34 protein-coding genes and 1 riboswitch are annotated in these 26,201 nt (G+C 56.9%); of the genes, 13 read left to right on the top strand and 21 right to left on the bottom strand.

Going from position 1 to position 26,201, the window contains the following annotated elements:
- The first annotated feature begins 38 nt into the window (after positions 1–38).
- From RE418_RS16685 to mntP, 4 genes are all read left to right on the top strand, one after another.
- Entirely contained in the window at positions 39–839 is an 801-nt protein-coding gene (locus tag RE418_RS16685; RefSeq protein WP_015378156.1) for a PTS mannose/fructose/sorbose transporter subunit IIC, read from the top strand.
- A gap of 15 nt (positions 840–854) precedes the next feature.
- The gene (locus RE418_RS16680) at positions 855–1,697 is read left to right on the top strand and encodes a PTS mannose transporter subunit IID (protein ID WP_015378157.1); all 843 of its coding nucleotides are present in this window, start codon (positions 855–857) and stop codon (positions 1,695–1,697) included.
- Positions 1,698–1,747: 50 nt separating this feature from the next.
- On the top strand, positions 1,748–2,206 hold the full coding sequence (locus RE418_RS16675; RefSeq protein ID WP_025303160.1) for a DUF986 family protein: 459 nt from the start codon (positions 1,748–1,750) through the stop codon (positions 2,204–2,206).
- A gap of 218 nt (positions 2,207–2,424) precedes the next feature.
- A riboswitch (yybP-ykoY riboswitch) is annotated at positions 2,425–2,612 on the top strand.
- A 7-nt stretch (positions 2,613–2,619) separates the two neighbouring features.
- On the top strand, positions 2,620–3,189 hold the full coding sequence (mntP, locus tag RE418_RS16670; RefSeq protein WP_025303161.1) for a manganese efflux pump MntP: 570 nt from the start codon (positions 2,620–2,622) through the stop codon (positions 3,187–3,189).
- Between the two features lie 61 nt (positions 3,190–3,250).
- Here mntP and rlmA read toward each other — a convergent pair whose 3' ends face one another.
- Positions 3,251–4,069, bottom strand: a complete 819-nt coding sequence (gene rlmA / locus RE418_RS16665) for a 23S rRNA (guanine(745)-N(1))-methyltransferase (RefSeq protein ID WP_089181008.1) — start codon at positions 4,067–4,069, stop codon at positions 3,251–3,253.
- Between the two features lie 161 nt (positions 4,070–4,230).
- Here rlmA and pgeF point away from each other — a divergent pair, with 161 nt between their 5' ends.
- Positions 4,231–4,947, top strand: coding sequence for a peptidoglycan editing factor PgeF (gene pgeF / locus RE418_RS16660; RefSeq protein ID WP_089181009.1), 717 nt, complete (start codon positions 4,231–4,233; stop codon positions 4,945–4,947).
- Positions 4,948–4,999: 52 nt separating this feature from the next.
- Here pgeF and cspE read toward each other — a convergent pair whose 3' ends face one another.
- The 3 genes from cspE to RE418_RS16645 form a co-directional block, all read right to left on the bottom strand.
- Positions 5,000–5,209 carry a transcription antiterminator/RNA stability regulator CspE gene (gene cspE, locus RE418_RS16655; protein ID WP_002221949.1) on the bottom strand — a complete coding sequence of 70 codons (210 nt, stop codon included), beginning with the start codon at positions 5,207–5,209 and terminating at the stop codon, positions 5,000–5,002.
- Between the two features lie 41 nt (positions 5,210–5,250).
- Positions 5,251–5,367: a DUF2627 domain-containing protein gene (locus RE418_RS16650; protein ID WP_002211058.1), complete on the bottom strand. Its 117-nt coding sequence runs from the start codon at positions 5,365–5,367 to the stop codon at positions 5,251–5,253.
- A 680-nt stretch (positions 5,368–6,047) separates the two neighbouring features.
- Positions 6,048–7,082 (bottom strand): MBL fold metallo-hydrolase, encoded by a 1,035-nt coding sequence (locus RE418_RS16645; RefSeq protein WP_089181010.1) that lies wholly within the window; start codon positions 7,080–7,082, stop codon positions 6,048–6,050.
- A 220-nt stretch (positions 7,083–7,302) separates the two neighbouring features.
- Here RE418_RS16645 and RE418_RS16640 point away from each other — a divergent pair, with 220 nt between their 5' ends.
- Complete coding sequence (locus tag RE418_RS16640) at positions 7,303–7,593, top strand: hypothetical protein (protein WP_025303165.1); 291 nt, start codon at positions 7,303–7,305, stop codon at positions 7,591–7,593.
- Between the two features lie 45 nt (positions 7,594–7,638).
- Here RE418_RS16640 and RE418_RS16635 read toward each other — a convergent pair whose 3' ends face one another.
- The 3 genes from RE418_RS16635 to RE418_RS16625 form a co-directional block, all read right to left on the bottom strand.
- Positions 7,639–9,000 carry an amino acid permease gene (locus RE418_RS16635; protein WP_089181011.1) on the bottom strand — a complete coding sequence of 454 codons (1,362 nt, stop codon included), beginning with the start codon at positions 8,998–9,000 and terminating at the stop codon, positions 7,639–7,641.
- 175 nt (positions 9,001–9,175) lie between these two features.
- Positions 9,176–9,412, bottom strand: a complete 237-nt coding sequence (locus RE418_RS16630; RefSeq protein WP_025303167.1) for a DUF4060 family protein — start codon at positions 9,410–9,412, stop codon at positions 9,176–9,178.
- 74 nt (positions 9,413–9,486) lie between these two features.
- The gene (locus RE418_RS16625) at positions 9,487–9,789 is read right to left on the bottom strand and encodes a phage protein NinX family protein (RefSeq protein WP_004927682.1); all 303 of its coding nucleotides are present in this window, start codon (positions 9,787–9,789) and stop codon (positions 9,487–9,489) included.
- A gap of 169 nt (positions 9,790–9,958) precedes the next feature.
- On the opposite strand from RE418_RS16625, the gene fos reads away from it, so the two are divergent.
- On the top strand, positions 9,959–10,366 hold the full coding sequence (gene fos, locus RE418_RS16620) for a fosfomycin resistance glutathione transferase (RefSeq protein ID WP_025303168.1): 408 nt from the start codon (positions 9,959–9,961) through the stop codon (positions 10,364–10,366).
- Between the two features lie 39 nt (positions 10,367–10,405).
- Here the strand turns inward: fos and RE418_RS16615 are convergent, their stop codons facing one another.
- Positions 10,406–10,684 carry a YebO family protein gene (locus RE418_RS16615; RefSeq protein WP_025303169.1) on the bottom strand — a complete coding sequence of 93 codons (279 nt, stop codon included), beginning with the start codon at positions 10,682–10,684 and terminating at the stop codon, positions 10,406–10,408.
- Positions 10,685–10,765: 81 nt separating this feature from the next.
- Positions 10,766–10,924 (bottom strand): PhoP/PhoQ regulator MgrB, encoded by a 159-nt coding sequence (locus tag RE418_RS16610; RefSeq protein ID WP_004927688.1) that lies wholly within the window; start codon positions 10,922–10,924, stop codon positions 10,766–10,768.
- 161 nt (positions 10,925–11,085) lie between these two features.
- On the opposite strand from RE418_RS16610, the gene RE418_RS16605 reads away from it, so the two are divergent.
- Positions 11,086–11,319, top strand: a complete 234-nt coding sequence (locus RE418_RS16605; protein WP_004927690.1) for a YobH family protein — start codon at positions 11,086–11,088, stop codon at positions 11,317–11,319.
- A 40-nt stretch (positions 11,320–11,359) separates the two neighbouring features.
- Here the strand turns inward: RE418_RS16605 and RE418_RS16600 are convergent, their stop codons facing one another.
- Positions 11,360–11,599: a DUF2766 family protein gene (locus tag RE418_RS16600; protein WP_025303170.1), complete on the bottom strand. Its 240-nt coding sequence runs from the start codon at positions 11,597–11,599 to the stop codon at positions 11,360–11,362.
- 183 nt (positions 11,600–11,782) lie between these two features.
- Between RE418_RS16600 and RE418_RS16595 the strand changes: the two genes are divergently transcribed.
- Both RE418_RS16595 and RE418_RS16590 read left to right on the top strand, forming a co-directional pair.
- Positions 11,783–11,995 carry a YccJ family protein gene (locus RE418_RS16595; protein WP_004927694.1) on the top strand — a complete coding sequence of 71 codons (213 nt, stop codon included), beginning with the start codon at positions 11,783–11,785 and terminating at the stop codon, positions 11,993–11,995.
- Positions 11,996–12,442: 447 nt separating this feature from the next.
- Positions 12,443–12,829, top strand: coding sequence for a helix-turn-helix domain-containing protein (locus tag RE418_RS16590; RefSeq protein WP_004927697.1), 387 nt, complete (start codon positions 12,443–12,445; stop codon positions 12,827–12,829).
- Between the two features lie 21 nt (positions 12,830–12,850).
- Here the strand turns inward: RE418_RS16590 and RE418_RS16585 are convergent, their stop codons facing one another.
- From RE418_RS16585 to lysM, 5 genes are all read right to left on the bottom strand, one after another.
- On the bottom strand, positions 12,851–13,204 hold the full coding sequence (locus RE418_RS16585) for a DUF1304 domain-containing protein (protein ID WP_089181012.1): 354 nt from the start codon (positions 13,202–13,204) through the stop codon (positions 12,851–12,853).
- A 427-nt stretch (positions 13,205–13,631) separates the two neighbouring features.
- Positions 13,632–14,573, bottom strand: coding sequence for a pirin family protein (locus RE418_RS16580; protein ID WP_089181013.1), 942 nt, complete (start codon positions 14,571–14,573; stop codon positions 13,632–13,634).
- 100 nt (positions 14,574–14,673) lie between these two features.
- A complete protein-coding gene (locus RE418_RS16575; protein ID WP_162837923.1) occupies positions 14,674–14,838 on the bottom strand; it encodes a hypothetical protein in 165 nt (54 codons plus the stop codon).
- A 23-nt stretch (positions 14,839–14,861) separates the two neighbouring features.
- A complete protein-coding gene (locus tag RE418_RS16570; protein ID WP_016927390.1) occupies positions 14,862–15,017 on the bottom strand; it encodes a hypothetical protein in 156 nt (51 codons plus the stop codon).
- Positions 15,018–15,282: 265 nt separating this feature from the next.
- The gene (gene lysM / locus RE418_RS16565) at positions 15,283–15,729 is read right to left on the bottom strand and encodes a peptidoglycan-binding protein LysM (protein WP_025303174.1); all 447 of its coding nucleotides are present in this window, start codon (positions 15,727–15,729) and stop codon (positions 15,283–15,285) included.
- A 228-nt stretch (positions 15,730–15,957) separates the two neighbouring features.
- Between lysM and RE418_RS16560 the strand changes: the two genes are divergently transcribed.
- Both RE418_RS16560 and RE418_RS16555 read left to right on the top strand, forming a co-directional pair.
- On the top strand, positions 15,958–16,149 hold the full coding sequence (locus RE418_RS16560; RefSeq protein WP_004934567.1) for a YebW family protein: 192 nt from the start codon (positions 15,958–15,960) through the stop codon (positions 16,147–16,149).
- Between the two features lie 123 nt (positions 16,150–16,272).
- The gene (locus RE418_RS16555) at positions 16,273–16,497 is read left to right on the top strand and encodes a biofilm development regulator YmgB/AriR family protein (protein ID WP_016927388.1); all 225 of its coding nucleotides are present in this window, start codon (positions 16,273–16,275) and stop codon (positions 16,495–16,497) included.
- Between the two features lie 242 nt (positions 16,498–16,739).
- Here RE418_RS16555 and RE418_RS16550 read toward each other — a convergent pair whose 3' ends face one another.
- The 6 genes from RE418_RS16550 to RE418_RS16525 form a co-directional block, all read right to left on the bottom strand.
- Positions 16,740–17,822, bottom strand: coding sequence for a porin (locus RE418_RS16550; RefSeq protein WP_025303175.1), 1,083 nt, complete (start codon positions 17,820–17,822; stop codon positions 16,740–16,742).
- A gap of 567 nt (positions 17,823–18,389) precedes the next feature.
- A complete protein-coding gene (astE, locus tag RE418_RS16545) occupies positions 18,390–19,373 on the bottom strand; it encodes a succinylglutamate desuccinylase (protein ID WP_089181014.1) in 984 nt (327 codons plus the stop codon).
- Between the two features lie 10 nt (positions 19,374–19,383).
- On the bottom strand, positions 19,384–20,724 hold the full coding sequence (gene astB, locus RE418_RS16540) for an N-succinylarginine dihydrolase (RefSeq protein ID WP_043143870.1): 1,341 nt from the start codon (positions 20,722–20,724) through the stop codon (positions 19,384–19,386).
- A gap of 52 nt (positions 20,725–20,776) precedes the next feature.
- Complete coding sequence (gene astD / locus RE418_RS16535; RefSeq protein ID WP_089181682.1) at positions 20,777–22,249, bottom strand: succinylglutamate-semialdehyde dehydrogenase; 1,473 nt, start codon at positions 22,247–22,249, stop codon at positions 20,777–20,779.
- Entirely contained in the window at positions 22,249–23,283 is a 1,035-nt protein-coding gene (astA, locus tag RE418_RS16530) for an arginine N-succinyltransferase (protein WP_049204091.1), read from the bottom strand. Before astA ends, astD begins: the two co-directional genes overlap by 1 nt.
- 52 nt (positions 23,284–23,335) lie before the next feature.
- The gene (locus RE418_RS16525; RefSeq protein WP_025303180.1) at positions 23,336–24,550 is read right to left on the bottom strand and encodes an aspartate aminotransferase family protein; all 1,215 of its coding nucleotides are present in this window, start codon (positions 24,548–24,550) and stop codon (positions 23,336–23,338) included.
- A gap of 676 nt (positions 24,551–25,226) precedes the next feature.
- Here RE418_RS16525 and RE418_RS16520 point away from each other — a divergent pair.
- Positions 25,227–26,201 carry an alpha/beta hydrolase gene (locus tag RE418_RS16520; RefSeq protein WP_043143872.1) on the top strand — a complete coding sequence of 325 codons (975 nt, stop codon included), beginning with the start codon at positions 25,227–25,229 and terminating at the stop codon, positions 26,199–26,201.

Below are 26,201 nucleotides of genomic sequence, written 5' to 3'. Positions count from 1 at the left end.
ATTTTACTCAGAGCTTTTTTGGTCATAGGAGAAGTGCAATGGAGATCACCACTCTTCAGATTGTGCTGATATTTATCGTTGCCTGTATCGCCGGGATGGGTTCCGTCCTCGACGAGTTCCAGTTCCACCGTCCGCTGGTCGCCTGTACCCTGATCGGCTTTATCCTCGGCGATATGAAAACCGGCATCATCATCGGCGGTACGCTGGAAATGATCGCCCTGGGCTGGATGAACATCGGTGCGGCCGTCGCGCCGGATGCTGCCCTGGCGTCCATCATCTCGACCATTCTGGTCATCGCCGGCGGGCAAAGCGTCGGCGCCGGTATCGCCCTGGCCATTCCGCTGGCGGCGGCCGGCCAGGTATTAACCATCATCGTGCGTACCCTCACCGTGGCGTTCCAGCACGCGGCGGATAGCGCAGCGGAGCGCGGCAGCCTGCGCGCCATTAGCTGGATCCATGTCGGCGCCCTGCTGCTGCAGGCGATGCGTATCGCCATCCCGGCGGTCATTGTCGCCATCTCGGTCGGCACCGCCGGGGTACACGCCTTGCTCAACTCGATCCCGGAAGTGGTCACCAGCGGCCTGAACATCGCCGGCGGCATGATCGTCGTGGTCGGTTACGCAATGGTGATTAACATGATGCGCGCCGGCTACCTGATGCCGTTCTTCTATCTCGGTTTCGTTACCGCCGCCTTCACCAACTTCAACCTGGTGGCGCTCGGCGTCATTGGCGTGGTGATGGCCGTGCTGTATATCCAGCTCAGCCCGAAATACAACAAGTCTCAAGTTGTACAGGCCGGCCCGGCTAACGCGAACGATCTCGATAACGAACTCGACTAGGAATAGGTGAGAGAAATGGTTGATACAACTGCTCAAAAGAAACTCACGCCGGCCGATATTCGCGGCGTATTCCTGCGTTCGAACCTGTTCCAGGGTTCATGGAACTTCGAACGCATGCAGGCGCTGGGTTTTTGCTTCTCGATGGTGCCGGTGATCCGCCGCCTGTATCCGGAAAACAATGACGATCGCAAACAGGCGATCAAGCGTCACCTGGAGTTCTTCAACACCCACCCTTACGTGGCGGCGCCGGTGCTCGGTGTGACCATGGCGATGGAAGAGCAACGCGCCAACGGCGCGCCGATCGATGACGCCGCAATCAACGGCATCAAGGTCGGTTTGATGGGGCCTTTAGCGGGCGTCGGTGACCCGATCTTCTGGGGCACCGTGCGACCGGTGTTCGCCGCGCTTGGGGCGGGCATCGCCATGAGCGGCAGCCTGCTTGGACCGATCCTGTTCTTCGTGCTGTTCAACCTGGTGCGCCTGCTGACCCGCTACTACGGCGTGGCCTACGGTTACCGTAAAGGGGTCGATATCGTCAACGACATGGGCGGCGGCTTCCTGCAGAAACTGACGGAAGGAGCGTCCATTCTCGGCCTGTTTGTCATGGGGGCGCTGGTCAACAAGTGGACGCACGTGAATATCCCGCTGGTGGTGTCCAAGATAACCGACCAGACCGGGCATACCAACGTCACCACGGTGCAGACCATCCTCGACCAGCTGATGCCGGGCCTGGTGCCGTTGCTGCTGACCTTCGCCTGTATGTGGCTGCTGCGCAAGAAAGTCAACGCGCTGTGGATCATCATCGGCTTCTTCGTCATCGGTATCTTTGGCTATTGGATTGGCCTGCTGGGCCTGTAATCGTTCGAAACGGCCGGGGGGCAACCCCCGGCTTTTTTATGGAGCAAGAGATGTCACTGACCGACGCCGTACTGATGCTGTTTATCGCCCTGCTGTTGCTGTATTCGCTGTACGACGAATTCGGCATGGATCTGCTGAAAGGTAAAACGCGGCTCAAAGTACCGCTTAAACGCCGCCACCGCCTCGACAGCCTGATTTTCGTCGGCCTGATCGCCATTCTGATTTACCGCAATGTCACCGACAACGGTGCGGTATTAACCACCTATCTGCTTATTTCTTTGGCGTTGCTCGCCATCTATATTTCTTATATTCGCGCTCCCAAGATGGTGTTTAAAGCGCACGGTTTTTTCTTCGCCAATGTGTTTGTCGAATATAACCGCATTAAAGCCATGAATTTATCGGAGGACGGCATTCTGGCCGTCGACCTGGAACAGCGCCGGCTGTTGGTTCAGGTGACCCACCTGGACGACCTGGAGAAGATTTACCACTTTTTTGTTGATAATCAATAAATAAAGAAAAATTAACGTTATTTTAGCTCAAACCTTGCGCTGCTTGTGGGTAATTAATCGGCAGCGCAATCTCCTTTCTGACTATTATTTCTGCAACATTGTTACCCCTGGCTACATTATATTCCCGCATGAAATTAGATTAATGAAAACGAGTCTCAATTAAGAACAAACATTGCCATAGAATAAGGTTGTCCGTGGCGGAAATAATATGATATGGTTGCGCCGTCATTGGGGAGTAGCCGGTTTCTGGAGAATAAAAAGCCAGAAACGCCCGTATCAACATACTCGTTTCGCCGTAAGAAACGTGGTGCGGGCAGCCAGGTAAGGTTGGCGAGACCATAGACACGTAACTCCGTCGTTTGGTTGGGGGTGGGTTACGTGTATATGGAGCCACCCGGCCGAGGCTATTTCACATGAACCTTTCAGCAACGCTTATTCTCGCTTTTGGCATGTCCATGGATGCTTTCGCCGCGTCGATCGGCAAAGGTGCCAGCTTGCATCAACCCCGTTTCCGCGAAGCGATCCGCACCGGCCTGATCTTCGGCGTGGTCGAAGCGATCACCCCGCTCATCGGTTGGGCCATCGGCCTGTTCGCCAGTCAATACATCATGGAATGGGACCACTGGGTCGCCTTCTCGCTGCTGTTCATTCTCGGCATGCGCATGATCGTCGAAGGGGTACGTAACAAGCCCGATGAAGAAGAGAAGGTCAAACGTCATGGTTTCTGGTTGCTGGTCGCCACCGCCATCGCCACCAGCCTCGACGCGATGGCCATCGGCGTCGGTCTGGCTTTCCTGCAGGTGAACATCGTGCATACCGCGATGGCCATCGGCTGCGCCACCATGATCATGGCGACGCTAGGCATGATGATCGGCCGCTTTATCGGCCCGCTGCTGGGCAAGCGCGCCGAAATCCTCGGCGGCGTGGTGCTGATCGGTATCGGCGTCAACATTCTGCTGGAGCACCTCGGCTACCTGGCCTGAAGCGCTCGCTTTGAAAAAAACCTGCCGCGGCAGGTTTTTTTGTTTTTGAGTTCAAGGCCCCTTAAGCGCGACGTCGGTACAACGCCAGCACGAAGTCCGTCTCGCACACAAACTCGCCGCTCTCGGCCAACCGCTGTTGCACCTCCGGCGTGGCGCGCCAGGCGAACGGCGTCATCTGCAGCAGATTGGCGGCCTGCGTGCCCGGTAGGGTCATCGTATAGGCCAGCGCCTCTTTGCGCTCGCAGTCGAATCCGTCGAACTGTTCATCCTGTTCGGCATGCAGCTGCACCTGCTGGTACACCTGCTCTTTCAGCTGGTACAGATGACGCGGGCCCGGCGACACCGTCAGCACCACGCCGCCCGGCTTCACTACCCGTGCCAGCTCCTCCGCCTTGCAAGGTGCATAAATGCGCAAGACCGCATCCAACGCCCCATCGGCGAACGGCAAACGGTGACTGGAAGCGACGCAGAACGAGACCGCCGGATAACGTTTAGCGGCGTAGCGGATCGCCACCTTGGCGACATCCAGCCCATAGACCGCCATATTGCGCTCCTGGGCCAGCCTGGCGGCCACCGCGGCAGTGTAATACCCTTCCCCACAGCCTATGTCCAACAACGCGCCAGCATCGGCCGCCAGCGCCAAATCCAGCCACTCGGCCACCTGCTCTTGCAACGGCTGATAATATCCACCGTCGAGAAACGCTCGCCGCGCCTGCATCATTTCCGCGCTGTCTCCCGGCTGCTTCGATCGCTTGTGCTGTACCGGCAGCAGATTGACGTAGCCCTCTTTAGCTTGATCGAACTGATGATTGCCGTCACAACGCCAGTGTTGTGATGAAAAATGCAGCGATTGATGACACAGGGGACATTGATAAGACATGAATGGGCTTCCAGAGAGACAGGGCGCGGCTAGTCTAAAGAAGGCGCCGGTTTGATGCAAGGCGCATCCCCACTCGCTTTCGCCGCCAACAACACCTGGCCAAGCGGGGAAAAAGCTGGCTACACTGAGAGTCTGTTTTCTCACGCAGGTGAACATAACTTATGAGCGATCGTTCCGCGCTGCTCGATGCGGTGCCTCACATTCAGCACGGCTTCGGCAGCAAACTCGCGCTGCTGCCAGGGCATCTGCTGCCCTACAGCGCCACGCTGCCGGAAAAAAAGCAGGTACACGGCACCCGCATCGTCGACGTGCTGCAACCGGCGCAGGCGTGCGGCGAGGCCGATGGTTTCTACACTCGCCAGCCCGGCATTCTGATCAGCGTACTGACGGCGGACTGTCTGCCGGTGCTGTTCAGCCGCCGCGACGGTGGCGCTATCGCGGCGGTACACGCCGGCTGGCGCGGGTTACTGGACGGCATTCTGGAGCAGATGGCGTCCCGCATTCGCCAAGATGGCGACACCGCCGATTGGGTGGTGTCTATCGGCCCCGCCGCCGGCCCATGCTGCTACGAAGTCGATGAAGCGCTGGTGGAAAATTTTAAACAGCGCCTGCCGCTGCCCGCCACGCTGATCAGCCCGCATTACCGGCATCTGGATCTGGCCGCAATTGCCGAATACAAGCTGACGGCGCTCGGTTTCGCCGCCGTTGACCACGCCGGCAGTTGCACCATCTGCACGCCGGACGTCGACCCGCAGCGGCCGCAGCGCTTCAAATACACCAGCTATCGCCGCAATAGCCATCGGCGCGCGCAGGATCCGACGCATCCGGGAATCAAAGGCCGCAACCAGTACGCAGGCATCGTCATCGCCGCCGGATGACGGAAACGAAAAAGCCCGCGCGAAGGCGGGCTTTTTGTACAGCTGACGCTGATTAGATAGCAGTAACGTTTACTGCAGATGGGCCTTTCTGGCCATCTTGGATTTCGAACTCAACGTTCTGGCCTTCAGCCAGGGTTTTGAAGCCGTTACCCTGGATTGCAGAGAAGTGTACGAACACGTCTTTGCTGCCGTCAGCCGGGGTGATGAAACCGAAACCTTTAGACTCGTTGAACCACTTAACTTGACCTTTGATCTTTGCCATCTTGAGTATTTCCTTTGGATTGTTTAAACCGCCCGTGGGCGTTACATAGACAAACTAGAGTCGTTACTGCTTGAGGCACTAAGATAAGGATCGGCAGAGAAGCGGTATTCAACGCTAACGTCTTTACTCAGAACTTCTTTACTGAAAATGCCACACATATACAGAACTGTACCTCGTTTTACCCAGATGCGTTATCACATACTCTGTATGCGATGGCAAGCCATTTTTAATCACTGAACGACATGTCGCACATATTTGAAACGGTCGAGAGCCACATTTGCTTAAATAGGCCAAAAGATGTTGAAGCATCGGCTATTTTCTGCTTGCTAAAACCACCGCACCAGACCCCGCATTCTGGTGGAGTTTTAACAAAACTTTCATCGTTTTGTCGCATGTCCGTCTCGTCATTTCCGCTTTTTTGCCGCTTATAGCGTTAAAAAATTTGAATCTTTATGGAATTTGATATGCAACATTTGAATATCGATGAACGGGGGCCAATTTATTCATCGCTGCTCCGCCCCTTTACCGTCGAAAACGCATCATCATCAGCCTTCAGCCCTGCCGCCACACCGCGCGAGCAGGAGCAGCACACAGGCGGGCGATGATGTTACCGTCCTGCACAACGGTTGCATAAGCATGCAACGTCCAGACGCCTCTCCCGCTGGCCAGTGGCTTCATCCTAAATAATCCGAAAACCATCAGTCCGAATAACCGGAATAATCTTATGAATAGCAAAAGTGTGGCGTTGAATTAAATCCTGAAGATCGGGTGGTTATTTGAATCACCACCCGCACTTATCAATTTTGCTAATTACTGCCGCGCTTTCAAACCGTTGCTCTTATTCTTTCCTCTGTACCGCAGGGCGAAGAGACCACACTTGCTGAGAATCCTGCAACGCGATGCGCTCGCCAATCTTCAGCGGGTGGAATTGATGCTGTTCAAGCCCCGCCTCACTCAGCGCCAGATTCAACTGCTGCGGCGGTTCGTCCAGCGACTCATCCGCCAATTCGAATACCCCCCAATGGATGGGAATGGCGCGCGGCTGATTGAGTTGACGGTACAGCGTCACCGACTGCTGCGGATCCATATGCTGCTCCTGCATAAACCAGCGCGGTGCGTAGGCGCCGATGGGCAGCGCCGCCACGTCGAACGGCCCCAGACGTTGACCAATCTCCGCCAGCCGTTCCGAATAACCGCTGTCGCCGGAAAAATAAAACCGCAGCCCCGGATGGTGGATCACCCATCCACACCACAGTGAGCGATTGCGATCCCACAGCGTGCGCATGCTCCAGTGCCGCGCCGGCGTGGCGTAGACCGTCAGCTCGCCCAACGGCAGACTTTGCCACCAGTCCAGCTCATGCACCTTCAGCCGATAACGGCGGAACCAGCGCTTCAAGCCGAGCGGCACGATGAACTCGGCCTGAGGGAAACGCCGCGCCAATTGCCGCACCGTGCGCCTGTCAAGGTGGTCATAATGGTTATGGGAGATCAGTACCGCATCCACCGCCGGCAGTTGCTCCACCGTCAGCGGCGGCGGCGTTCTGCGCTTCGGGCCGTAAAAGCTCAGTGGCGATGCACGTTCGGACAACACCGGATCGATCAGGATATAGCGCCCGCTCAACCGCAGCAGCATCGAGGCATGCCCCAACCACCAGACGCTGTCGTCGTTGCCGCTGAGATCGGCAGGCTGCCACCAGCGTTCGGTAAATTGTGCGTAACCCTGCTGCGGCGGCTTGGGCAATCCCTGGCGCTTGCGTTCATCTTGCCAACGTTGAAGGTCCCCCTCCTGACGCCGCGAAGGTTCCAGGTTGCGAAATCCCTCCGGCGTATGATGCGCCTTGGCCGCGTCGTAATAACGGTTGATTCTTTTCATCCAGCCTTTTCTCCCGACCACTGCGCCCTGCACGGGCATGACTTTCAGTGTAACAAACCCGATGAAGCTCGCACTTTGTCAGCCGTGCGCTGCATCTCGGGACCTTTTGCCGTATGCTGTTGTCTCACTCCGGTGAGACAGCCAGGGCCGCCAAGAGCCCGTTAAGACTCTCTTAAGATCTTTGTGATTGACTTGTAGGGCATACAGAAAAGGAGAAGTTATGAGTCGTTCTACATCCCGCAAATCAGGCTCAAGCCTGGGGCGCCGTATTCGCAGCGCGCTGCTGGCGCAGAAGCAATACTGGAAAATGTATTTCGCCATGAAGTTGCGCCGTCTGCGCGTACCTGCACCGCTGGTGCTGCTGGGCGGTTCGCTGCTCGGATTCTTCATGTTGACCCTGCTGATGCTCAGCGTGGTGGCCATCGACGTGATCAGTACTCTGCTGCTGCTGTGCCGGAAACTGCTGGGGCGGGGTCACGCTGAGGGGCGCGCCTTTATGCCGCGCGGCTGACGAGAAAAGCGCGGAGGCGCAGACTACGCCTCCGCTGCATACCGTTTAGCGCTTGACGCCTTTACGGCGCGTCAGCATAAACCCGCACCACAGCACCGCAATCCACACCGGCATCAGCAACACCGAAATGCGTATCCCTTCGCTGAAATACATAATCACCAGAATCAGGCCGAGGAACGCCAGGCACAGGTAGTTGCCGTACGGATACCACAGCGCCTTAAAGCTGGGAATGACGCCCTGACGGTTCTTGGCAGCGCGGAATTTCAGGTGTGCCAGGCAGATCATCACCCAGTTGATCACCAACGTTGAAACCACCAGCGCCATCAGCAGCTCAAACGCCTTACCGGGCATCAGGTAGTTAATCAGCACGCCGATCGAGGTAATCAACGCCGACAGCGCGATGGACAGCACCGGCACGCCGCGTTTATTCACACGCGTCAGCGCCTGCGGCGCGTTGCCCTGGCTGGCCAGCCCGAACAGCATGCGGCTGTTGGCGTAAACGCCGCTGTTGTAGACCGACAGCGCGGCGGTCAATACCACCACATTGAGCACGGTCGCCACCAGATTGCTGTTCAGCGCATGGAAGATCAACACGAACGGGCTGCCGCCCTCCACCACTTGCCCCCACGGATAGAGCGACAGCAGCACGGTCAGCGAGCCGATATAGAAGATCAGAATGCGGTACACCACCTGATTGGTGGCTTTGGGAATGCTGCGACGCGGGTCGGCGGCTTCCGCCGCGGTGATGCCGACCATTTCCAGCCCGCCGAACGAAAACATGATCACCGCCATCGCCATCACCAGCCCCGAGAAGCCGTGCGGCATAAAGCCACCCTGCTGCCACAGGTTGGTGATGCTGGCCTGTGGCCCGCCGTTGCCGCTCGCCAACAGCCAGGCGCCGAACACGATCATGCCGACAATCGCCACCACCTTGATGATGGCGAACCAGAACTCGGTTTCGCCATACAGGCGCACATTTACCAGGTTAATCAGGTTGATCAGCACGAAAAACAGCGCGGCGGAGGCCCAGGTGGGGATCTCCGGCCACCAGTACTGAATGTAGATGCCGACGGCGGTCAATTCCGCCATGCCGACCAGAATGAACATCGCCCAATAATTCCAGCCGGAAAGAAAGCCGGCGAAGTCGCCCCAATACTTATAGGCAAAGTGGCTGAAAGATCCGGCGACCGGCTCCTCCACCACCATTTCGCCCAGCTGGCGCATGATCAAAAACGCGATAAAACCGCCGATGGCGTAGCCCAACAGCACGGCGGGGCCGGCCATCTTGATGGTTTGCGCAATGCCGAGAAATAAACCGGTGCCAATGGCGCCCCCGAGGGCAATAAGCTGTATATGTCTGTTTTTTAAGCCGCGTTTTAGCGGAGTATCCTGATGCTGACCGCCCATCTTATCCTCATATGGCGTACACCCTTGCCGTTATCGGCCAAGATTTCACCAATCAATAAATGTATCTGCGGGCGGCTTTTTAACACTTAACCCCGTGAGCATCAAGGAGAAGCGCCCCGAGACGGCGTAGCGGAGCGCGATTTTTTAACCGTGAGAAAGCGTGAAATGGCGGCGTTCAGCCTGGCATGCCGCACAGTTTGGTCAGGTTGCGCGCGCCTATCATCAGCGTGGCGACATAAGATTGGCGACGCGTGACCACTTCCACCGCCACGCGATCGTTTTGATATTTTATCAGGTAGGTCGAGGGCCAACCCTGACGACGCTGGCCAAAGCTTTCGGCATGACGATCGATCGCCGCATGGGCAATCACCAGATGAGACAAGTTTTTATCACCTTTGATAATGCGCTTCATAAACAGCCTCCGCCAACGACAGCTCTGTTATTAGAAAAAGGAGAAACTCTTACCAATCACCGGTATTGTTCGACTCAGTTAGCCTGCCGGCTCATCAGGAAGCAGATCATCGCCGCGCGCAGCGGGCTGGCGCTGTCCGCCTGCCATTCACCGCCCTGGGTGCTCATGCGCGCCTGCCACTGCGGGCTGTCGCTTTGGTTGTCGGGGTTCAGACTGATTTTGTTGGCGCAAATGATCGGCCAGGCATCGGAGGGATTCTTGCAGTAATCTTTACCTTTCACGCCACCGTAGGGATACCACTTGTCCGGGTTCTCTCCGGTCAGCAGCGCGATGCTGCGGTTCACTTCGGCATCGCTTTCTTCGTACCATTTAATCATCGGCTTCATCCATCTTTCGTAAGGTTCGCGCTACATTACGATGTCTGTAAGACAGTTTTATGACAGTGCCGCCGGTTTTCACATTATCTGAACTAATGTTTTGCTCCCTTTAACTTTTCTCCCCTTCTGCGTACACTTTTCCTCTGTTTAGCGCCCAGGAAACGCACGCATGTTGACCGGCCTCAACCACCTGACGCTCGCCGTCAGCGATCTCGATCGCAGCTTCGATTTTTATCGTCATCTGTTGGGGTTTACCCCTCACGCCCGCTGGCAAGGCGGCGCCTATCTGTCGTTGGGGGCGTTGTGGCTGTGTCTGTCATTGGATGAGGCCCGCATGCAACCACGGGAGCGTGATTACACCCATTACGCCTTCAGCGTCGCGCCGGAACACATTGAACGGGTCAGCGAGCGGTTGCGCCAGGCCGGCGTCGAAGAGTGGAAAAGCAATCGCAGCGAAGGCGAATCGCTCTACTTTCTCGATCCCGATGGGCATCAGTTGGAGATCCATGCCGGCGATCTGGCCAGCCGCCTGGCGGCATGCCGGGAAAAACCGTATCAGGGCATGGTGTTTTACTGAAACGCCCCGGCGACGCTGCCGCCGGCCGGAGCATCATGTTCAACGTTCGGGGATAAAACCTTTGAAATCCAGCGCGGGGCTGAGATCGTCGTCGTCAGCCGCAGCGGCGCCGTCAGCGCCTGCGCTGTGCGCCAAACGCTTCAACAGCGCCGTTTGCTGGCGTTGTTGCTCGGCAATTTCCTGCAGCAGGCGAATCTGCTCGTTGGCGCGCACACTGGCGCGGTTCACCAGGAACCAAACCCACAGCCCGGCCAACAATGCCACAACGGCGAGCGCCAGCGACAACAGGCCGTTCTGGCCAAAACCTAAATCGTACATGGACAACCCTATCTACTGCGAAATTCAGGCCGCCATCTTAGCACTCGCGGCGGCCGTGCGAACATCCCTACCGAAAATTGCTTACCAGGGCACGAAGCGGGTCACCGAACAGATGCCCAACGCAAAATTTCCACCGTCGTCGCAATAGCTATCCAGCGCCAGCAGGTAGAAAAACAGGCAGGCAGCGACGGCCGTCATTATCACGAGGATTTTTTTTCGCAACAAATTTAGCAGCCTCATTGTTATCTGGGTAATCTATCGCGCATGTTATCACAGCGAAGTTAAACGAAGTTTAACTTTCCGTTTAGATTTCTGGCTATTGCCCGGTTTTCAGACTGTTACCCTTGTCGTCGCGCGGCAGTCATGGCTAGATGAACCCTCAGGGATAATGAGGAAGCGCAATGAGCAAATTGATTAAGTGGGTACTGGTGCTAGCGGTCATTTACGGCGGTTTTTTGATCTCGGGTTACGGCGTGCTGATCGGCAGCAACAAAAACGTTGGCGGGTTGGGATTGCAGTGCAAATACCTGACGGCGCGCAACGTGGCGATCGCCCAGTACGTGAATGGCGACAACGGTTTCATCGGCGTAGCCGACTGCCCGTTGTTCAAGAAAATCGAAACGGTGGTGGATTAACCGCCACCGCCCGACGCCGTCGCTTTGCGGCGGCCCCGCCTCAGCTGCGGGTGAATTTCATCTCGATCAGCGCAATCGCCTTGTCAATCGCTCGGCGTGTCACCGGATCGGCACCTGCCGGGTGCGTGGAGAAATCGATGCTTTTTAGCTGACCCGCCATCTTGTCGCGCACTTCGGTCGGCGCAATCACGTCGATAACGTCCAAAATCTGTTTGATGACCAGTTGGCAAGCGACCAGATCGGAAGCCAGTTCCTGCTCGTTGCTCAGCATGTCAGACATAATAACTTTCCCTCTTGATTCAAACGCCGCACAGAATAGCACGGCGTCCGCGCCATTGCCCGCTCTCCCCGTTTTTTTCCCCTTCTGCGCACCGCCGGGCAAAAGCCCGCGTCGGATTAGCCTATACTTGCAGCATGACGGTGGCAAAAACCACCCATAAGCCACAACCAACAGGAGAAAGTTATGGCGAATCACAATGTGAAATCCTGGGCGACAGTGCGTGAAACTTCGGTGGAAATCGCCGAAGCCATTTTTGAGCTGGCAGGGAACGACGAAGTGTTGGCGCAGAAAATCTGGGAAGAAGGCAGCGATGAAGCACTGGAGAAGGCGTTTGCCAAAACCACCGCCGACCAGCTTTATTGGGGAGAGGAAACCGTCGAGCGGAAAAACGTTTGAGCGCCCGCGCAACAAAAAGCCCGGGTTTCTGACCCAGGCTTTCCCGATTAGCGAACGCCCCGCTCAGCGGCGTGCAATGTCTCTTGCTCTCACGGCTCTTCACCTCCCACACTTTCCGCATTTTTCATGCTCATCACCGGCATCGCCATAAAAGCGCCGACGCCCACGATTACAACCAGAGTAATAATCACTGTCATTAACATGCGATCACCCCATCAACGTTGAGTTGTTACGGCTGACTCTGTTTTGGCGGTTACTTGCTGTGGCCTTCTTTCCGTCCCCCACCGCGGCGGCGACAGTCTCAGATTAGCCGTTTTTCCTTTCTGCTGACAAGCGGCGGTTCAACGGTTTTTCCGAATAATCCCCCCCGGTCATCGGTGGCGTTTTTGTCCACGGCGGCAAGTTGTGTATACTTCACCGCTATGTAGGTCTCACACTGACGCACTGATGATACAAGAACACCACCTCTCATTGGTCTGCGCCCTCAGCAAATGGGTCGAAACTCACCTCGGACGAGTGATCCATCTCGAAGAGTTGGCCGAGTACTCCGGCTACTCGCTGTGGCACATGCAGAAGCTGTTCAAAGAAGCGACAGGGATTTCGCTCGGCAAATACATTCGCGAACGCCGTCTGGCCGGCGCGGTCTATCAACTGCGCAGCAGTGAAGCGTCGATCTTCGATATCGCCCTGGACTTTGGCTTCGGTTCACAGTCCCACTTCACCTACATGTTCAGAAAGCGTTTTAATATCACGCCCTATGATTTTCGCCAGGATTTGAGCGTCGATCTGCACATCGATCCGCCGCTGCACGTCATTCATCAAAAATCCGCCTGAAGCCCGCCGTAAACCGGCGGGTTAACGCGTCCCCCAGACCGCCAGTATCGCAATCGCGGCCGGCAGCGCCTGCACCCAGAGAATTTTGCGGCTGGCGCTCAGGCCGCCGAATACACCGGCCGCCAGCACACACCCGAGAAAGAACAGCTGCAGCGCCATATCCTCACGCCAGTAGCCCCATGCCAACCCCAACGCCAGAAAGCCGTTGTACAACCCCTGATTGGCGGCCAACACCCGCGTGGCTGCAGCGAACTCCGCCGTCGTGCCGAATGCGCGTCTGCCGAGTGGCGTACGCCACAGGAACATTTCCAACACCAGGATATAAAGATGGAGCGCTGCGATGAGCAGCAACAAAATATCGGCAAAGAGCTTCATGATGATCCCTGTCGTTTATTGAAGATGTCGTCAATTATAAACGCCGCCTCTCACCTCCCCATCGATAGAGATAAAAAAACCCGCCGAAGCGGGTTTATGCAGGAGTCATTTTTTGAGGTTAGTTTAATACGGCGACCAACAATGCCGCGACAGAGACCCAAAACAGCGCCGTGGCAACCACGACATGGGACAGTCTTGCACGATAGAGTACCTGGCTCATAATGACCTCACTGACATCTGACTAACGGGAGACAACCTGACTTCCTGAGGATTATCCTAAACTTCTTCTCGTTGTCATTATATGCGCCAGATCACTTTTCCGCCGAGAAACCTTATATTGTCCTAAAGCTGGAGCCGCGATCACATTAATTACGTCTTATTAGAGCGAAATAAGCCGAATAACCGCGGCGATTATATCCTAACGCTATCAAACATCGCTCCAGGGCAGGCGTGGCGCGGTCATGCGCTCACCAGAATAACCGTCAACCGCCGGGAAACGCGGCGCCTCTTGCTCCCAATCATGCTGAGCCTGAGTAATTTCAGCTTTGGTATAGCCAACGAAATTCCACCAGATAAGGATCTCTTCGTTTAGTGGCACTCCACCGATTAATAATCCCCGGCTGCCCTTCCGTGCATTTAACCCAATAGAGTTATTCTTCATGCCCAAATAGGCAAACTCATCAGGTGAAAAAGTTTCACCATTAAGTTCAAATGCACCAATAAGGGGCAAAAAGCCGATTTCATAATCATCGCGCAGCGGCAATTCTATCCTCGCCGCTTCCTGCCACTCCATATCAATGGCAATTAGTGGCGAGAAAGCAAACACCGGTGAACGATAAGCGCCAAACTCCCCGACCAACAAACGGTGATTCACGCCGTTATTCTGCCATTGTGGCAAGTCAGGATAGTGATCGAAACGTGGCGCCATGTCGGCATGTTCGGCCGGCAGCGCGATCCATAATTGTGCGGCATGCAATCGCCGCTGCTCGCCCACCGACTGTTCCGTATGCGCAATGCCACGCCCTGCGGTCATCAGATTAACCTGCCCTGGGCGAATCACTTGCTCACTGCCGAGGCTGTCACGGTGCAGCACTTCACCCTCTATCATCCAGGTGAACGTTTGCAGCCCGATGTGCGGATGCGGCCCCACATCCATGCCGGGCGAGGTGCCGTTGAATACCGTCGGTCCAGCGTGATCGAGAAAACACCAGGCGCCGACGGTGCGCCGCTCCCGAGTTGGCAACGCACGATTGATCGGGATACCTCCCACTTCGGCATTACGCACGGCAATACGTTGTATCTGGCGCACGCCGTCAACGACAGGGCATTCGCGTGAAGATGAAGAGAGCGTAGGACGTGACTGACTCATCGCAAAGACCTCCTGAATGGCGCCGATTCGCCAAGGGTACCCCCAATCTTAACACAGGGTAGCCCCCACAGAGCGGCGACGCTCAGCGCGTTCGCGCGATTCAGGACGCTTTGATATAGCAGCTCTTGATGTCTATATCGTCATGCGCGTGCCTGAGATCGGAGAAATAGGTCACGCCAAAGAGAATTGATACCACCAGCAGCACGGACACCAACAGGCCGATGATCGCCAGCAGTTTGGTTTCATCATGGAGATTAGGCTCCATTTTATCTCCCCTAGTTAATCGCGTCAGGTCACCCACAGCGTGACCGCCAGCGTAAAGATAATCAGTGAGCAGGACGCCACCGCCAACACGACGATCGCAAATTGCGCATCACCCAAGGTTTCTCGATAATTTTTATCCGTTGAGGCGTTACGCTGTTGTTTCACTAAATCGGTTTTCACTCGTTCAACTGCTGCATTGCTGTTTGACGGGGCAAAATATCCCCTCAGAATAAGGCACGCACGTTGGCGCCTTGGTCGTTCCGGCCTCAACCGGGAGATGACGCTATCAATTTTCCCCATCAGGGTCAACACCGCCCCTGCCGGCGAGCGAGCAGGGACACAGGGGAGATGTAACTGGCATGGAGATCGCAGGGAAATAAGAGACGCTTATTGCAGAGGACAAAAAAAAGCCCGGTACGCAACCGGGCTATGACAGACCGATGCGTTATTGCGGGATACGCAATACCTGCCCCGGATAAATCTTGTCCGGGCTCGACAGCATCGGCTTGTTGGCTTCAAAAATCTTGTTATACAGATTGGCGTTGCCGTACATCTCTTTAGAGATCGCGCTCAGCGTATCGCCCTTCTTCACGGTATAGAAGCGGCTCTCGGCGTCGGGTTGCGTCACCGCCACCTTGTCTTCCACCCCGCTGATACCCGCCACGTTGCCGATAGCCACCAGGATCTTCTCTTTTAACTCCTGGCTGACGGCATCGCCGGTCACTACGGCTTTACCATCGACCACCTGCACATCGACTTTGTCGGTGCCCGGCAAGCCGCTCTTATCGAGATGCTCCTTGAGTTTGGCGCCTTGATCTTCGGCGGAAGCATTGCCGGTGACTGTGTCCCACAGTTTTTCTCCCGCTTCTTTGACGAAGTTAAACAAGCCCATATTCACTCCTTTTGATGGTTGCATTAATGCGTTTAAGTAAGGCTTGTTAAGCTTAGCATCGTCAAAAGGATATGCCATCCGCTCACGGCGCCAGAAACGGGTAGAGTATTCCGAAAGTGTCGTCAGCGGCGTTTCAACGGTGATTAATTGCGCAATGATGCTGAAAAATCGTGCTTTTTTACCTACACTGTTGCAGACAAGGCAACTCGACGAAGGAGGCGTGCAACGATGTACGCATTGGTGATGTTTGTCTGTTATCTGGATGGTGGCTGCAGTGAAATGGTGGTCGACATATTGCGCGACGAGCCACAATGCCTGGTCGCGATGAAGGAACAGAACTTGCGACACGCCGGTTGTTATCCCATGGAAGAGTTCATTGACGGCTTCTGGTTGCCAGCCAGCGAATATTCGGATTTTTAATTCCCTCCCCGCGCGATGCTGAGGAATTTCTGATTTCATCAGAAACTTCGCCTTCCTCCGAGGCATAAGGCCGCTGTTTTGCTAAATTGCGGCTCCCGAAGAAGAGAGAGACAGAGAAAGGTCATGCCAGCATCAGCTCATTCCAACGAGCAATATGAAACTCTGCTGCGCGACGTCAGCCTGGCGTTAGGCGACGCAGTGTTGCAGTTAATCAAAAACCATAAAAAAGTATCCGGCGGCAATATTCTTTCACAGCTGGTGACCGAAATAGAGCGGGAGCAGGATCAGCAACGTTTCGCCGCGCTGCGTTCCGCCATTGAGCTGGTCGGGTTGGCACCCAAAGGCTGAGTTCCCGATAAAACAAAGGCAGGGCTTGCGCCCTGCCTGAGGTTAATGACAAACCTGATGACATTACCAGGTTTACCGAAGACAACCTTTAAAATAAGGAAAATCAATTCATTGATTTTCGACTGCTCACCACAAAGGAGGAAAAACCACGCTTTTTCCTCCTTTGTCAGCAAGCTAAGGCAGGGCTTACGCCCTGCCTGATTACCACTCCCGACACAGGATGAAGGTAATGAAATTGCCGCTTAGAAGCGATACGTCAAGCTGACGGCAACGATATCATCGTTGGCCAGTTTCAGTTTGTTATTGTCGCTCAGCTGGTTGATTTGATAATCAACGTAGGTGTACATATTTTTGTTGAAGTAGTAAGTCGCCCCCACTTCCACATATTTCACCAGGTCGGCATCACCGATCCCTTCGATATCCTTGCCTTTGGACTGCACGTAGCCCAAGGAAGGGCGCAGGCCGTTTTCGAACTGATACTGGGCCACCACTTCGAAGTTTTGCGTTTTATTGGCGAAGCCGGAGGTGCCATTGACGCTGATCGGCGTCATGTTACGGGTTTCGGCATACATCGCGGCCAGGTAAACCTGGTTGGCGTCGTATTTCACTGCGGTGGTCCATGCAGTGGCGCTGTCGCCCTTACCATACTGCAGCTCTTTTTGCTTGCTGGTGCGGTTAGAATCAGAGAACGCCGCCGCTACGCCGATGCCGGAACCGCCGATGTCCTGGTAGTCCAGGGACAGGCCGTAACCGTCGCCGTTTTGCTTGGTCACGCTGCGACCGTCGCCGTCGTTTTTACCCTGATACTGCACCGCCAGATTCAGGCCTTCCACCAAACCGAAGAAATCACGGTTACGGTAGGTAGCCAAACCGTTGGAACGGGCGGTCATAAAGTTATCGGTATAGCTGTAGGAGTCGCCGCCGAATTCTGGCAGCATGTCGGTGTAAGCCTCGGCGTCATACACCACACCGTAGTTACGGCCGTAGTCGAAAGAACCGTAGTTGCCGAATTTCAGCCCCGCGAAGCCCAGACGCGTTTTGGTGCCGGCGGTGCCCTGCGCTTCGTCGTGATTGGCCTGGACGTTGTATTCCCACTGACCGTAACCGGTCAACTGGTCATTGATTTGCGTTTCGCCTTTGAAGCCCAGGCGAACATAGGTCATATCGCCGTCATTGGACTTACTGTCGCTGAAATAATGCTTGGCGTTAACGCGGCCGTACAGGTCGAGTTTATTACCATCCTTATTGTAGATTTCAGCCGCGTTGGCGAAGGAGGTGATCGCCCCGAGGGCGACAGCTAAGGCTAATACACTGCGTTTCATCATTTATTTTCCTAGATATTATAATTAGAACCCTGCCCGTCACGCCCAATTTATAGTTTGGGCTGTGATTTTATCTTTTGGTATTTTATGAGCCCCCCTAATGTGGGGTGATGTGACATTAGCATCATGAATCAAAACTTAAAATCAAAAAGTTCATGAAACAACGAGGAGAAAGCATGTTTATTTGTAACTAAATATTTCCAAGAAGAAAGCATATAACCTATTGAATATAAGAATTTTTTATCACATAACTTATAACCAAAATGGTGCATCGCACTCTTTTGGTGCATTTTGGTTTCGTTTTGCGTGCTTTCTGCGCGATTCAAAAGTAACAACAAAATTAGCATGGTTATTAAAAACGTTACTTATTTCACATTTTTATCTTAACAATCTCACCAGGCAATTAAGGCTTTCAGATAACGACCTGATACAGCCTTTTATTCACGCGTATAAAAGGAGGTATTAGGAACGAATAAAATTCGCCTTAGGGCAATTAAAATAGCGGGAAATAGCAGAGCAAAATAATGAACGGAATAACGGCGGCGCGCTGACGGCGCCGCCGAGGATAAATCAATAGAGCGTAGAACGGGAAACTTCGCTCAACAGCATGCCAGCGCGCAGGCCCAGCGCCACAGTGGGGTTAGGGAACAGTATCCACGCGCCCTCTTGGCCAACGCGATAGTCCTCCTGCGGCTGCTCGCACAGCAACATCCCCGGTTTCAACTCGGTGAAGTTGGCCGTGTCATCATCCAGGTGCAGCTTGAAATCCTCGCTGTGTTTGATCAACGAATGCATCACACGGAATACCCGGATCGCCTCGCCCTCGCGCTCCGGCAACGGCCCCTCGCTGACCGCCGCCCGCAAAGCGCGATCGATGGCAGCAAACTGCTGTAGATCGTTGCTGCCAAACGGTCGCGCCTTGCCCAGCTCGAGCGTACAGCTCGCCGCATTGAGATGCTCGCTGGAATAGTGGCTAAACGTCCCGCCTGGTGCGCTGTGCACCACCAGCGCATCCAAATCGGCGGCATCCAGCAGCTTCAGCATCGGCTCACTGTACGGGCGTTTCTGGAAAGGCAGAATGCCGAAACGTGGCAACCGCGATTCACGGATGGCGGTGTGCAGATCGTAATGGAAACGCGCCGCCAGTTCCCCATCGAAAAAGGCGGCGAGCGCACGCTCCAACTGCTGCGCACGCACGGTCTCGCCGCTGGCGGCGAAGTTGCGGTAGCGGCCGCCGAACATGCGGTTCATGTCGCTGTGCAGATAACGCTTGCCGGCCCGCATCGCCACCGGGTTGCCCAGCACCACCAACAGCCGCACCGTCAGCGGCAACCGGCCGATCAGCAGATCGCCAACCAGCTGATTGAGCAGTTCAATCGGCGCGGTTTCGTTGCCGTGCACGCCCGCCGACATGACCATCGCCTGGCGGTAAGGCTGCCGCGGCATGAGCTCCAGCACGCCTTCCCCCTGCCAACGCCAGCGCAGCTGCGGCGTTTCACCTTGCCATTCGACGGGTTCGTTCCCTTCCAGCGTCAGGGGCAGTAGATCGATCATGCCGCCTCCCTTAGCGTTGGAACGGATAAATGGCGCCGAGACCGAGAATCGACGTCAGCGAATCCAGCGCCTCACGCCCTTCGCGCAGCAGCAGCGGATCGGCCAGGTCATCCTGCGTCAGGCGATCGCGGTAATGGCGATCCACCCACTCGTTCAGCGTCGCGAACAGCCGCTCGTTCATCATCACGCGTGGATTCACCGCCCGCAGCTCCTGCTCGTTGAGCGCCACCCGCAACCGCAGGCAGGCCGGGCCGCCGCCGTTGCGCATGCTTTCGCGCAGGTCAAACACGCGAATTTCATCGATCGGGCCGCCGCTGCCGACCATGTCGTTCAGATAACGCCACACGCCGGCATGTTGGCGCGACTCTTCTGGCACCACGATCATCATCTTGCCGTTCGGCTTGGTGAGAATTTGGCTGTTGAACAGATAGGTCGCTACCGCGTCCGCCACCGAGACGCGCTCTGTCGGCACCTCGATTGCCACCAGCTCGCTGTCCAGCGTCGCCATCTTGCGGCGCACGTCATCCAACGCCTGTTGCTGGCGGTAAAACGCCTGCTGGTGGTGGAACAGCACGTTCTGGTTACTGACCGCTATCACGTCGTTATGGAATACGCCCTGATCGATCACCGCCGGGTTTTGCTGTACGAAGACCGTATGCTGCTCGTCCAGTTGGTGCAGGCGAGCGATTGCCTCGCCGGCTTCGCGCGTTTGGCGCGCCGGATAACGCGTCGGCGCCGTTTCGCCACCGAATTCCTGACGACCGTAGACGAACATCTGCACGCTGCGCTTGGCGTAGTCGCCGCCCAGACGGTTATGGTTGGCCGCCCCTTCGTCGCCGAATAACGCCACCTGCGGCAGCGCCTCGTGGTGGGCAAAATGCCGATCGTCGCTGAACATCGCCCGCAATACGGCGGTGGTGGTTTCCGCCTCGATGGCGCGGTGGAATTTATTGTTCAGGTTGGCGGCAGTGAAGTGCACCTTGCCGTCGGCGCTGTCCGCCGAGGGCGACACGGTGGCCGCATTGGCGGTCCACATGCAAGACGCCGAGCTGAGCGCCGACAGCAAACGCGGTGATTGACGCATCACCTGCGCCAGCACCGTCTCATCGCTGCCGCTGAAGCCCAGGCGACGCAGCATCGGCAGATGCGGCCGCTCCTGCGGCGGCAATACCCCTTGCTGGAAACCGAGATCGGCCAGCGCCTTCATTTTCAGCAGACCTTGCTTCGCCGCCAGCTTCGGGTTCGATACGCTGTTTTGATGCTGCGTAGAGGCCTCGTTACCGAACGACAGCCCGGCATAGTGGTGCGTCGGCCCCACCAAACCGTCGAAATTGACTTCATATCCTGACATGGCTATCCCCTGGGGATGGCCTGCGGCAGCGCCATCGCGCCGCCGCAGACGATTAACGGAACGACAAGCCCGGCGAGAGCGTCGCCGGCAGCGACAGGCTTTCGCTTTCCAGCGACGCCATCGGCCAGGCGCAATAGTCCGCCGCATAGAAGGCGCTTGGGCGATGGTTGCCGGAGGCTCCCACGCCACCGAACGGCGCCGCGCTGGACGCTCCGGTCAGCGGCTTGTTCCAGTTGACGATGCCGGCACGCGCTTCCAATAGCAACCGCTCGAACAGCTCACGCTGCGGCGATACCAGCCCCACCGACAGGCCGTAGCGCGTCCGGTTGGCCAGCTGCAGCGCCTCGTCGAAATCGCGGTAACGCACAATCGTGGTCAACGGCCCGAAGTACTCTTCGTCCGGTACGCCGGCCACGCCGGTCAGCTCGATGATGCCCGGGCTGAGCAGCGAACTGCCCGGCTCCAGCAGGCGCATGGTCAGCAGCGATTTGCCGCCCAGCGCCAGCAAGTTTTGCTGCGCTTTCAGCATGTTCTCCGCCGCGGCTGCCGACACCACCCCGCCCATGAACGGCTGCGGTTCGGCATCCCAACGGCCAACGCGCAGTTCGCCCGCGACCTGAACCAAACGCGCGATAAAGGCGTCGCCTTCCGCCCCCTGCTTCACCAAAATGCGGCGTGAACAGGTGCAGCGTTGGCCGGCGGAGATAAACGCCGATTGGATAGCCAGGTTGACCGCCGCGTCGCGATCCTCGAAGCCATCGACGATCAGCGCGTTGTTACCGCCCATCTCCAGCGCCAGGATCTTCTCCGGCTGCCCCGCCAATTGGCGATGCAGGTGATAGCCGGTGCCGGCGCTGCCGGTGAACAGCAGGCCGTCGATATTCGCACTGGCCGCCAGCGCTTCGCCGGTTTCCCGGCCGCCTTGCACCAGATTGATCACCCCGTCCGGCAGGCCGGCCTGCTGCCACAGCTTCAGGGTTTCCTCGGCGGTCAGCGGCGTCAGTTCGCTCGGTTTGAACACCACGCAGTTTCCGGCCAGCAGCGCCGGCACGATATGGCCGTTCGGCAGATGGCCGGGGAAGTTGTAAGGCCCAAACACCGCCAGCACGCCGTGCGGGCGATGACGCAGCACCGAAGCGCCGTCGGCCATCGCCGTCTGGCTAAAACCGGTGCGCGATTGGTAGGCCTGCAGCGAAATGCCTACTTTACCGATCATCGCCTGAATTTCGGTCAACGTTTCCCAACGCGGTTTACCGGTCTCACGGCTGATGGTTTCCGCCAGCGACTGTTTGTGCTCTTCCAGCAAGGCGGCGAAGCGTTTCACCAGCTGTTCGCGCTGTTCAAACGGCGTACGCGCCCAGGCGGGAAACGCGGCACGCGCGGCCTCGCAGGCGGCGGCGACGTCGTCAGTATCGGCGGCGTTAGCGCGCCACAGCGGCTGGTTGCCGACCGGATCGGCTTTGCCGAACTCGGCGCCGCGGCCCTGCCGCCAGACGCCGTTAATCAACAGAGCAGGATGGGACATCATGCTTTCTCCTGTGCAATAAGGGGGAGCACCCGCACCGGGCTGCCCTGCTCGACGCCCAGCGCCGCAGCGGTGGCGGCGTTGATATGCAGGCGGTCGTCATACAGTTCGGCATTGACCAACAGTGCGCGGTAGTTCTGATAGTTGTCGTTGGCCACCAGATGCACCGGCGCATCAGCGCGCATCGGCGTGTCATCCAGCACCACTTTCACCAGGCGGCTCTGCTTCACCGCGCGGATATGGTCGATCTCGGCTTCCAGCGTCGGGCCGCCGTCGAAGATATCGACGTAGCCCTGATAGCTCAGGCCTTCCGCCTCCAGCAACCGGCGTGCCGGCAGGGTTTGCGGATGCACTTCGCCGATCACTTTCTGCGCGTCTTCGGCCAGGAAATCGACATACAGCGGATGTTTCGGCATCAGTTCAGCGATAAACGCCTTTTGTCCGGTGCCGCTCAGGTAGTCCGCCTTGGCGAACTCGATGGAGAAGAAACGGTGGCCGACGCTCTCCCAGAACGGCGAACGGCCGTTTTCATCTGAGAAGCCGCGCATCTCGGCGATCAGACGGCGGGAGAAACGCTCGCGGAATGCGGCAATAAACAGGAAACGCACCTTCGACAGCAGTTTGCCGTTCTCACCGTGGCGATAGTCCGGATCGAGGAACAGCGTGCACAGCTCCGAATGGCCGGTATGATCGTTGCTGAGGAACAGGGTCGGTACCGATTTATAGACGTTCAGCTGTTTGGAGGCATGTACCTGCGTGCCGACGCGGAAGCTGTACCAGGGTTCTGCCAGGCCGACAGCCACTTCGATCGCGCAGACCCCCACCGCCTGCCGGCGCTCGCTATCCTCCAACACGAACAGATAACACTGGTCACTTTGCGGAAGTTCGCCTTGCCAGGTTTTTAACGCCCGCTCAATGCGTGCCGACAGGGTATCTTCATTTTGCGGCAGTGAAGTGAGACCGATGCCAGATTTACCGGCAAGCGTCAACAAATCCGCCAGATCGCGACGCTCTATAGGGCGAATAATCATCATAATGCGAACCTCTTCTGAATCAGGCTGCGCCGGTGAAGGCGCAGCCCGCTGATTAGCTGCAAATGCGCGCCACGGCGCGCGCGAATCGCGCCAGCCCCTCTTTCACATCCTGCTCAGGGATGATCAGCGACGGCGTGAAACGCACCACGTCCGGACCGGCGATCAGCGCGATGACGCCTTCTTCGTTGGCCAGTTGGGTGATCTGCTTCGCTTTGCCGGCATAGTCCTTCGTCAATTGGCAGCCGATCAGCAAACCGCCGCCGCGAATGTCGGCGAAGATCGGGTACTGGCGATTGATGTCGTTCAACCCGTCGATGAACCACTGGTGACGCTGTTTGACGCCTTCCAGCACTTCCGGCGTGTTGATGATGGAGAACACTTCCCCCGCCACCGCCGTCGCCAGCGGGTTGCCGCCGTAGGTGGTGCCGTGGGTGCCGACGCCCAGCGTTTTCGCCAGCGCATCGGTGGTCAGCATGGCGCCGATCGGGAAGCCGCCGCCCAGCGCTTTCGCGGTGGTCAACACGTCCGGCACCACGCCGTACTGCATATAGGCATACAGGTGGCCGGTGCGGCCGACGCCGGTCTGTACTTCGTCGAAGATCAGCAGCGCGTTATGACGATCGCACAGTTCACGCAGCCCCTGCAGGAAACTGGCTTCCGCCGGCAGCACGCCGCCTTCGCCCTGGATCGGCTCGACGATCACCGCGCAGGTGCGATCGTTGATAAGCTCGGCCGCTGCGGCCAGATCGTTATACGGCGTATGAGTGATACCGCCCGGCAGCGGCGCAAAGTCCTGCGAATATTTTGGCTGGCCGCCGGCGGACACGGTAAACAGCGTGCGGCCGTGGAACGCGTTGTTGAACGCCACAATCTGATCTTTACCGGCGCCGTGCTGATCGTGCGCATGTTTGCGTGCCAGTTTCAGCGCCGCTTCGTTAGCTTCGGCGCCCGAGTTACAGAAGAACACCTTGTCGGCGAAGGTGGCGTCGATCAGTTTTTTGGCCAGGCGCAGCACCGGTTCGTTGGTATAGCCATTGCCCAGATGCCACAGCTTGCCTGCCTGCTCCACCAGCGCCGCCTTGACCGCCGGGTGCGCATGCCCCAACGCGTTAACCGCGATGCCACCGGCGAAATCGATATAAGACTTACCCTGCTGATCCCACACCTGCGATCCTTCGCCCCGCACCAGAATAAAATCGGCAGGGGCATAAACCGGGACCATCCAGTCATCGAAAGACTGGCGGGTAACTGCGATTGGCTGTTCCATAGTGACCTCATAATCTCAGCAAAGGCTGAATTTTGACTGTAAGGGTCGCTCAAGCCCGGTTAGGCCGCCACAATGCAAAAAAACCGTTGTTCAAAACCGACTTTCGCGGCGGAGAAAATACTGTCCCTTACCGCTGATTTAGAAACAAATCTGTTACATAAAATCGATTTTTCACTATTTATGGCGTATATCCGGTCCCTGAGCGGGGAGTAAATGTTAACGAGCAGTTAAAATACATGTCGTTTGATAAAGAGTGTAGAGCAGCTATCGTGCCAAAACGGGATTTTTGCCGGATTTTGCTATTTTTTACGTTAAAACAACGGCTTATATTGAATATTTATTCATTTTCTATGCATTGGTAATGCATAAATTAAAAAATAAGGCCTAAAATCATCATTGCGCGCGAAATCCTATTCAATTACGAAAAACTTTAGAATTTCTGATCGGGCTCGCAAAAATAATTTCACCCAATTTGCTCGCCCTCACACTTTTTGCCCCAATTGGGTGCAGCGGTGCGTCAGGATTGTGCAAGACGGCAGTGACGCGGAGATCCCACCTGCAACATCCCCAAAACACGGGCCGCGCTGACCGTCGTCAGCCTCCGCTCCCGCTTTGTTTGCCAGCGGCTACACTGTGATTCTGACCGCCCCTTCTCTTCTGCGCCCAAGGAGTCACCATGCCCAAGAAAACCGTCGATCTCAGCCAGCCACACGCCCAGCACGACATCCGCGCATTTCTCGACGCGCTGAATGCCGCCGGCGGTAAACCCATGGAACAGATGAAGCCTAAAGAGGCACGCAGGGTCTTGGAGGACGCGCAACGCAGCGTCGAGGTGCCGCTGCGCGAGGTCGAGATCAGCGAAAAAACGATTCACGTAGAAGGTCAGGATATTCTGCTGCAGCTGGTGCGTCCGGCCAGGGTCAACGAGGCGCCGCCGGTATTCATGTTCTTTCACGGCGGCGGCTGGGTGCTGGGCGATTTCCCCACCCACGAGCGCCTGGTGCGCGATCTGGTTTACAGCTCCGGCGCGGCGGCGGTGTTCGTCAACTATCCCCGCTCACCGGAGGTGCGCTACCCCGAGGCGATCAACCTGGCTTACGCCGCCACCGAATGGGTGGCCGAGTACGGTGAGAAGATCAACGTCGACGGTTCACGGCTGGCGGTGGTCGGCAACAGCGCCGGCGGCAATATGGCGGCGGTGGTCAGCCTGATGGCCAAAGAGAAAGGCATACCGGCACTGCGTTGCCAGATCCTGCTGTGGCCCGTCACCCGTGCCCAGTTTGATACCGACTCCTATCATCAGTTTGCCGAAGGCCATTTCCTGACCCGCAACATGATGAAGTGGTTTTGGGACAGCTACGCGCCCGATAAGGCGCAGCGCAAAGATATCTACGCTTCGCCGCTCAACGCCACGCCGGAACAGCTGCGGGGCTTGCCGCCGGCGCTGGTGCAGACCGCCGAGCTGGATGTGCTGCGCGATGAAGGCGAAGCTTACGCGCGTCTGCTCGATGCCGCCGGCGTCGAGGTCACCGCCACCCGCTACAACGGGCTGATCCACGACTACGGCCTGTTGAATCCGCTCGCCCACGTCCCGGCGGTGCATTCGGCGATCCACCAGGCCGGGCGCGCGTTGAAGCACTACCTGTCCTGA

Origin of the sequence: Serratia sp. szju (assembly GCF_044594185.1) — a bacterium.
In the GTDB taxonomy this organism is placed as follows: Bacteria; Pseudomonadota; Gammaproteobacteria; order Enterobacterales; family Enterobacteriaceae; genus Serratia; species Serratia bockelmannii.
Note: the sequence above shows the minus strand (reverse complement) of the source record. Positions and strands in the feature narration are given on the sequence as shown.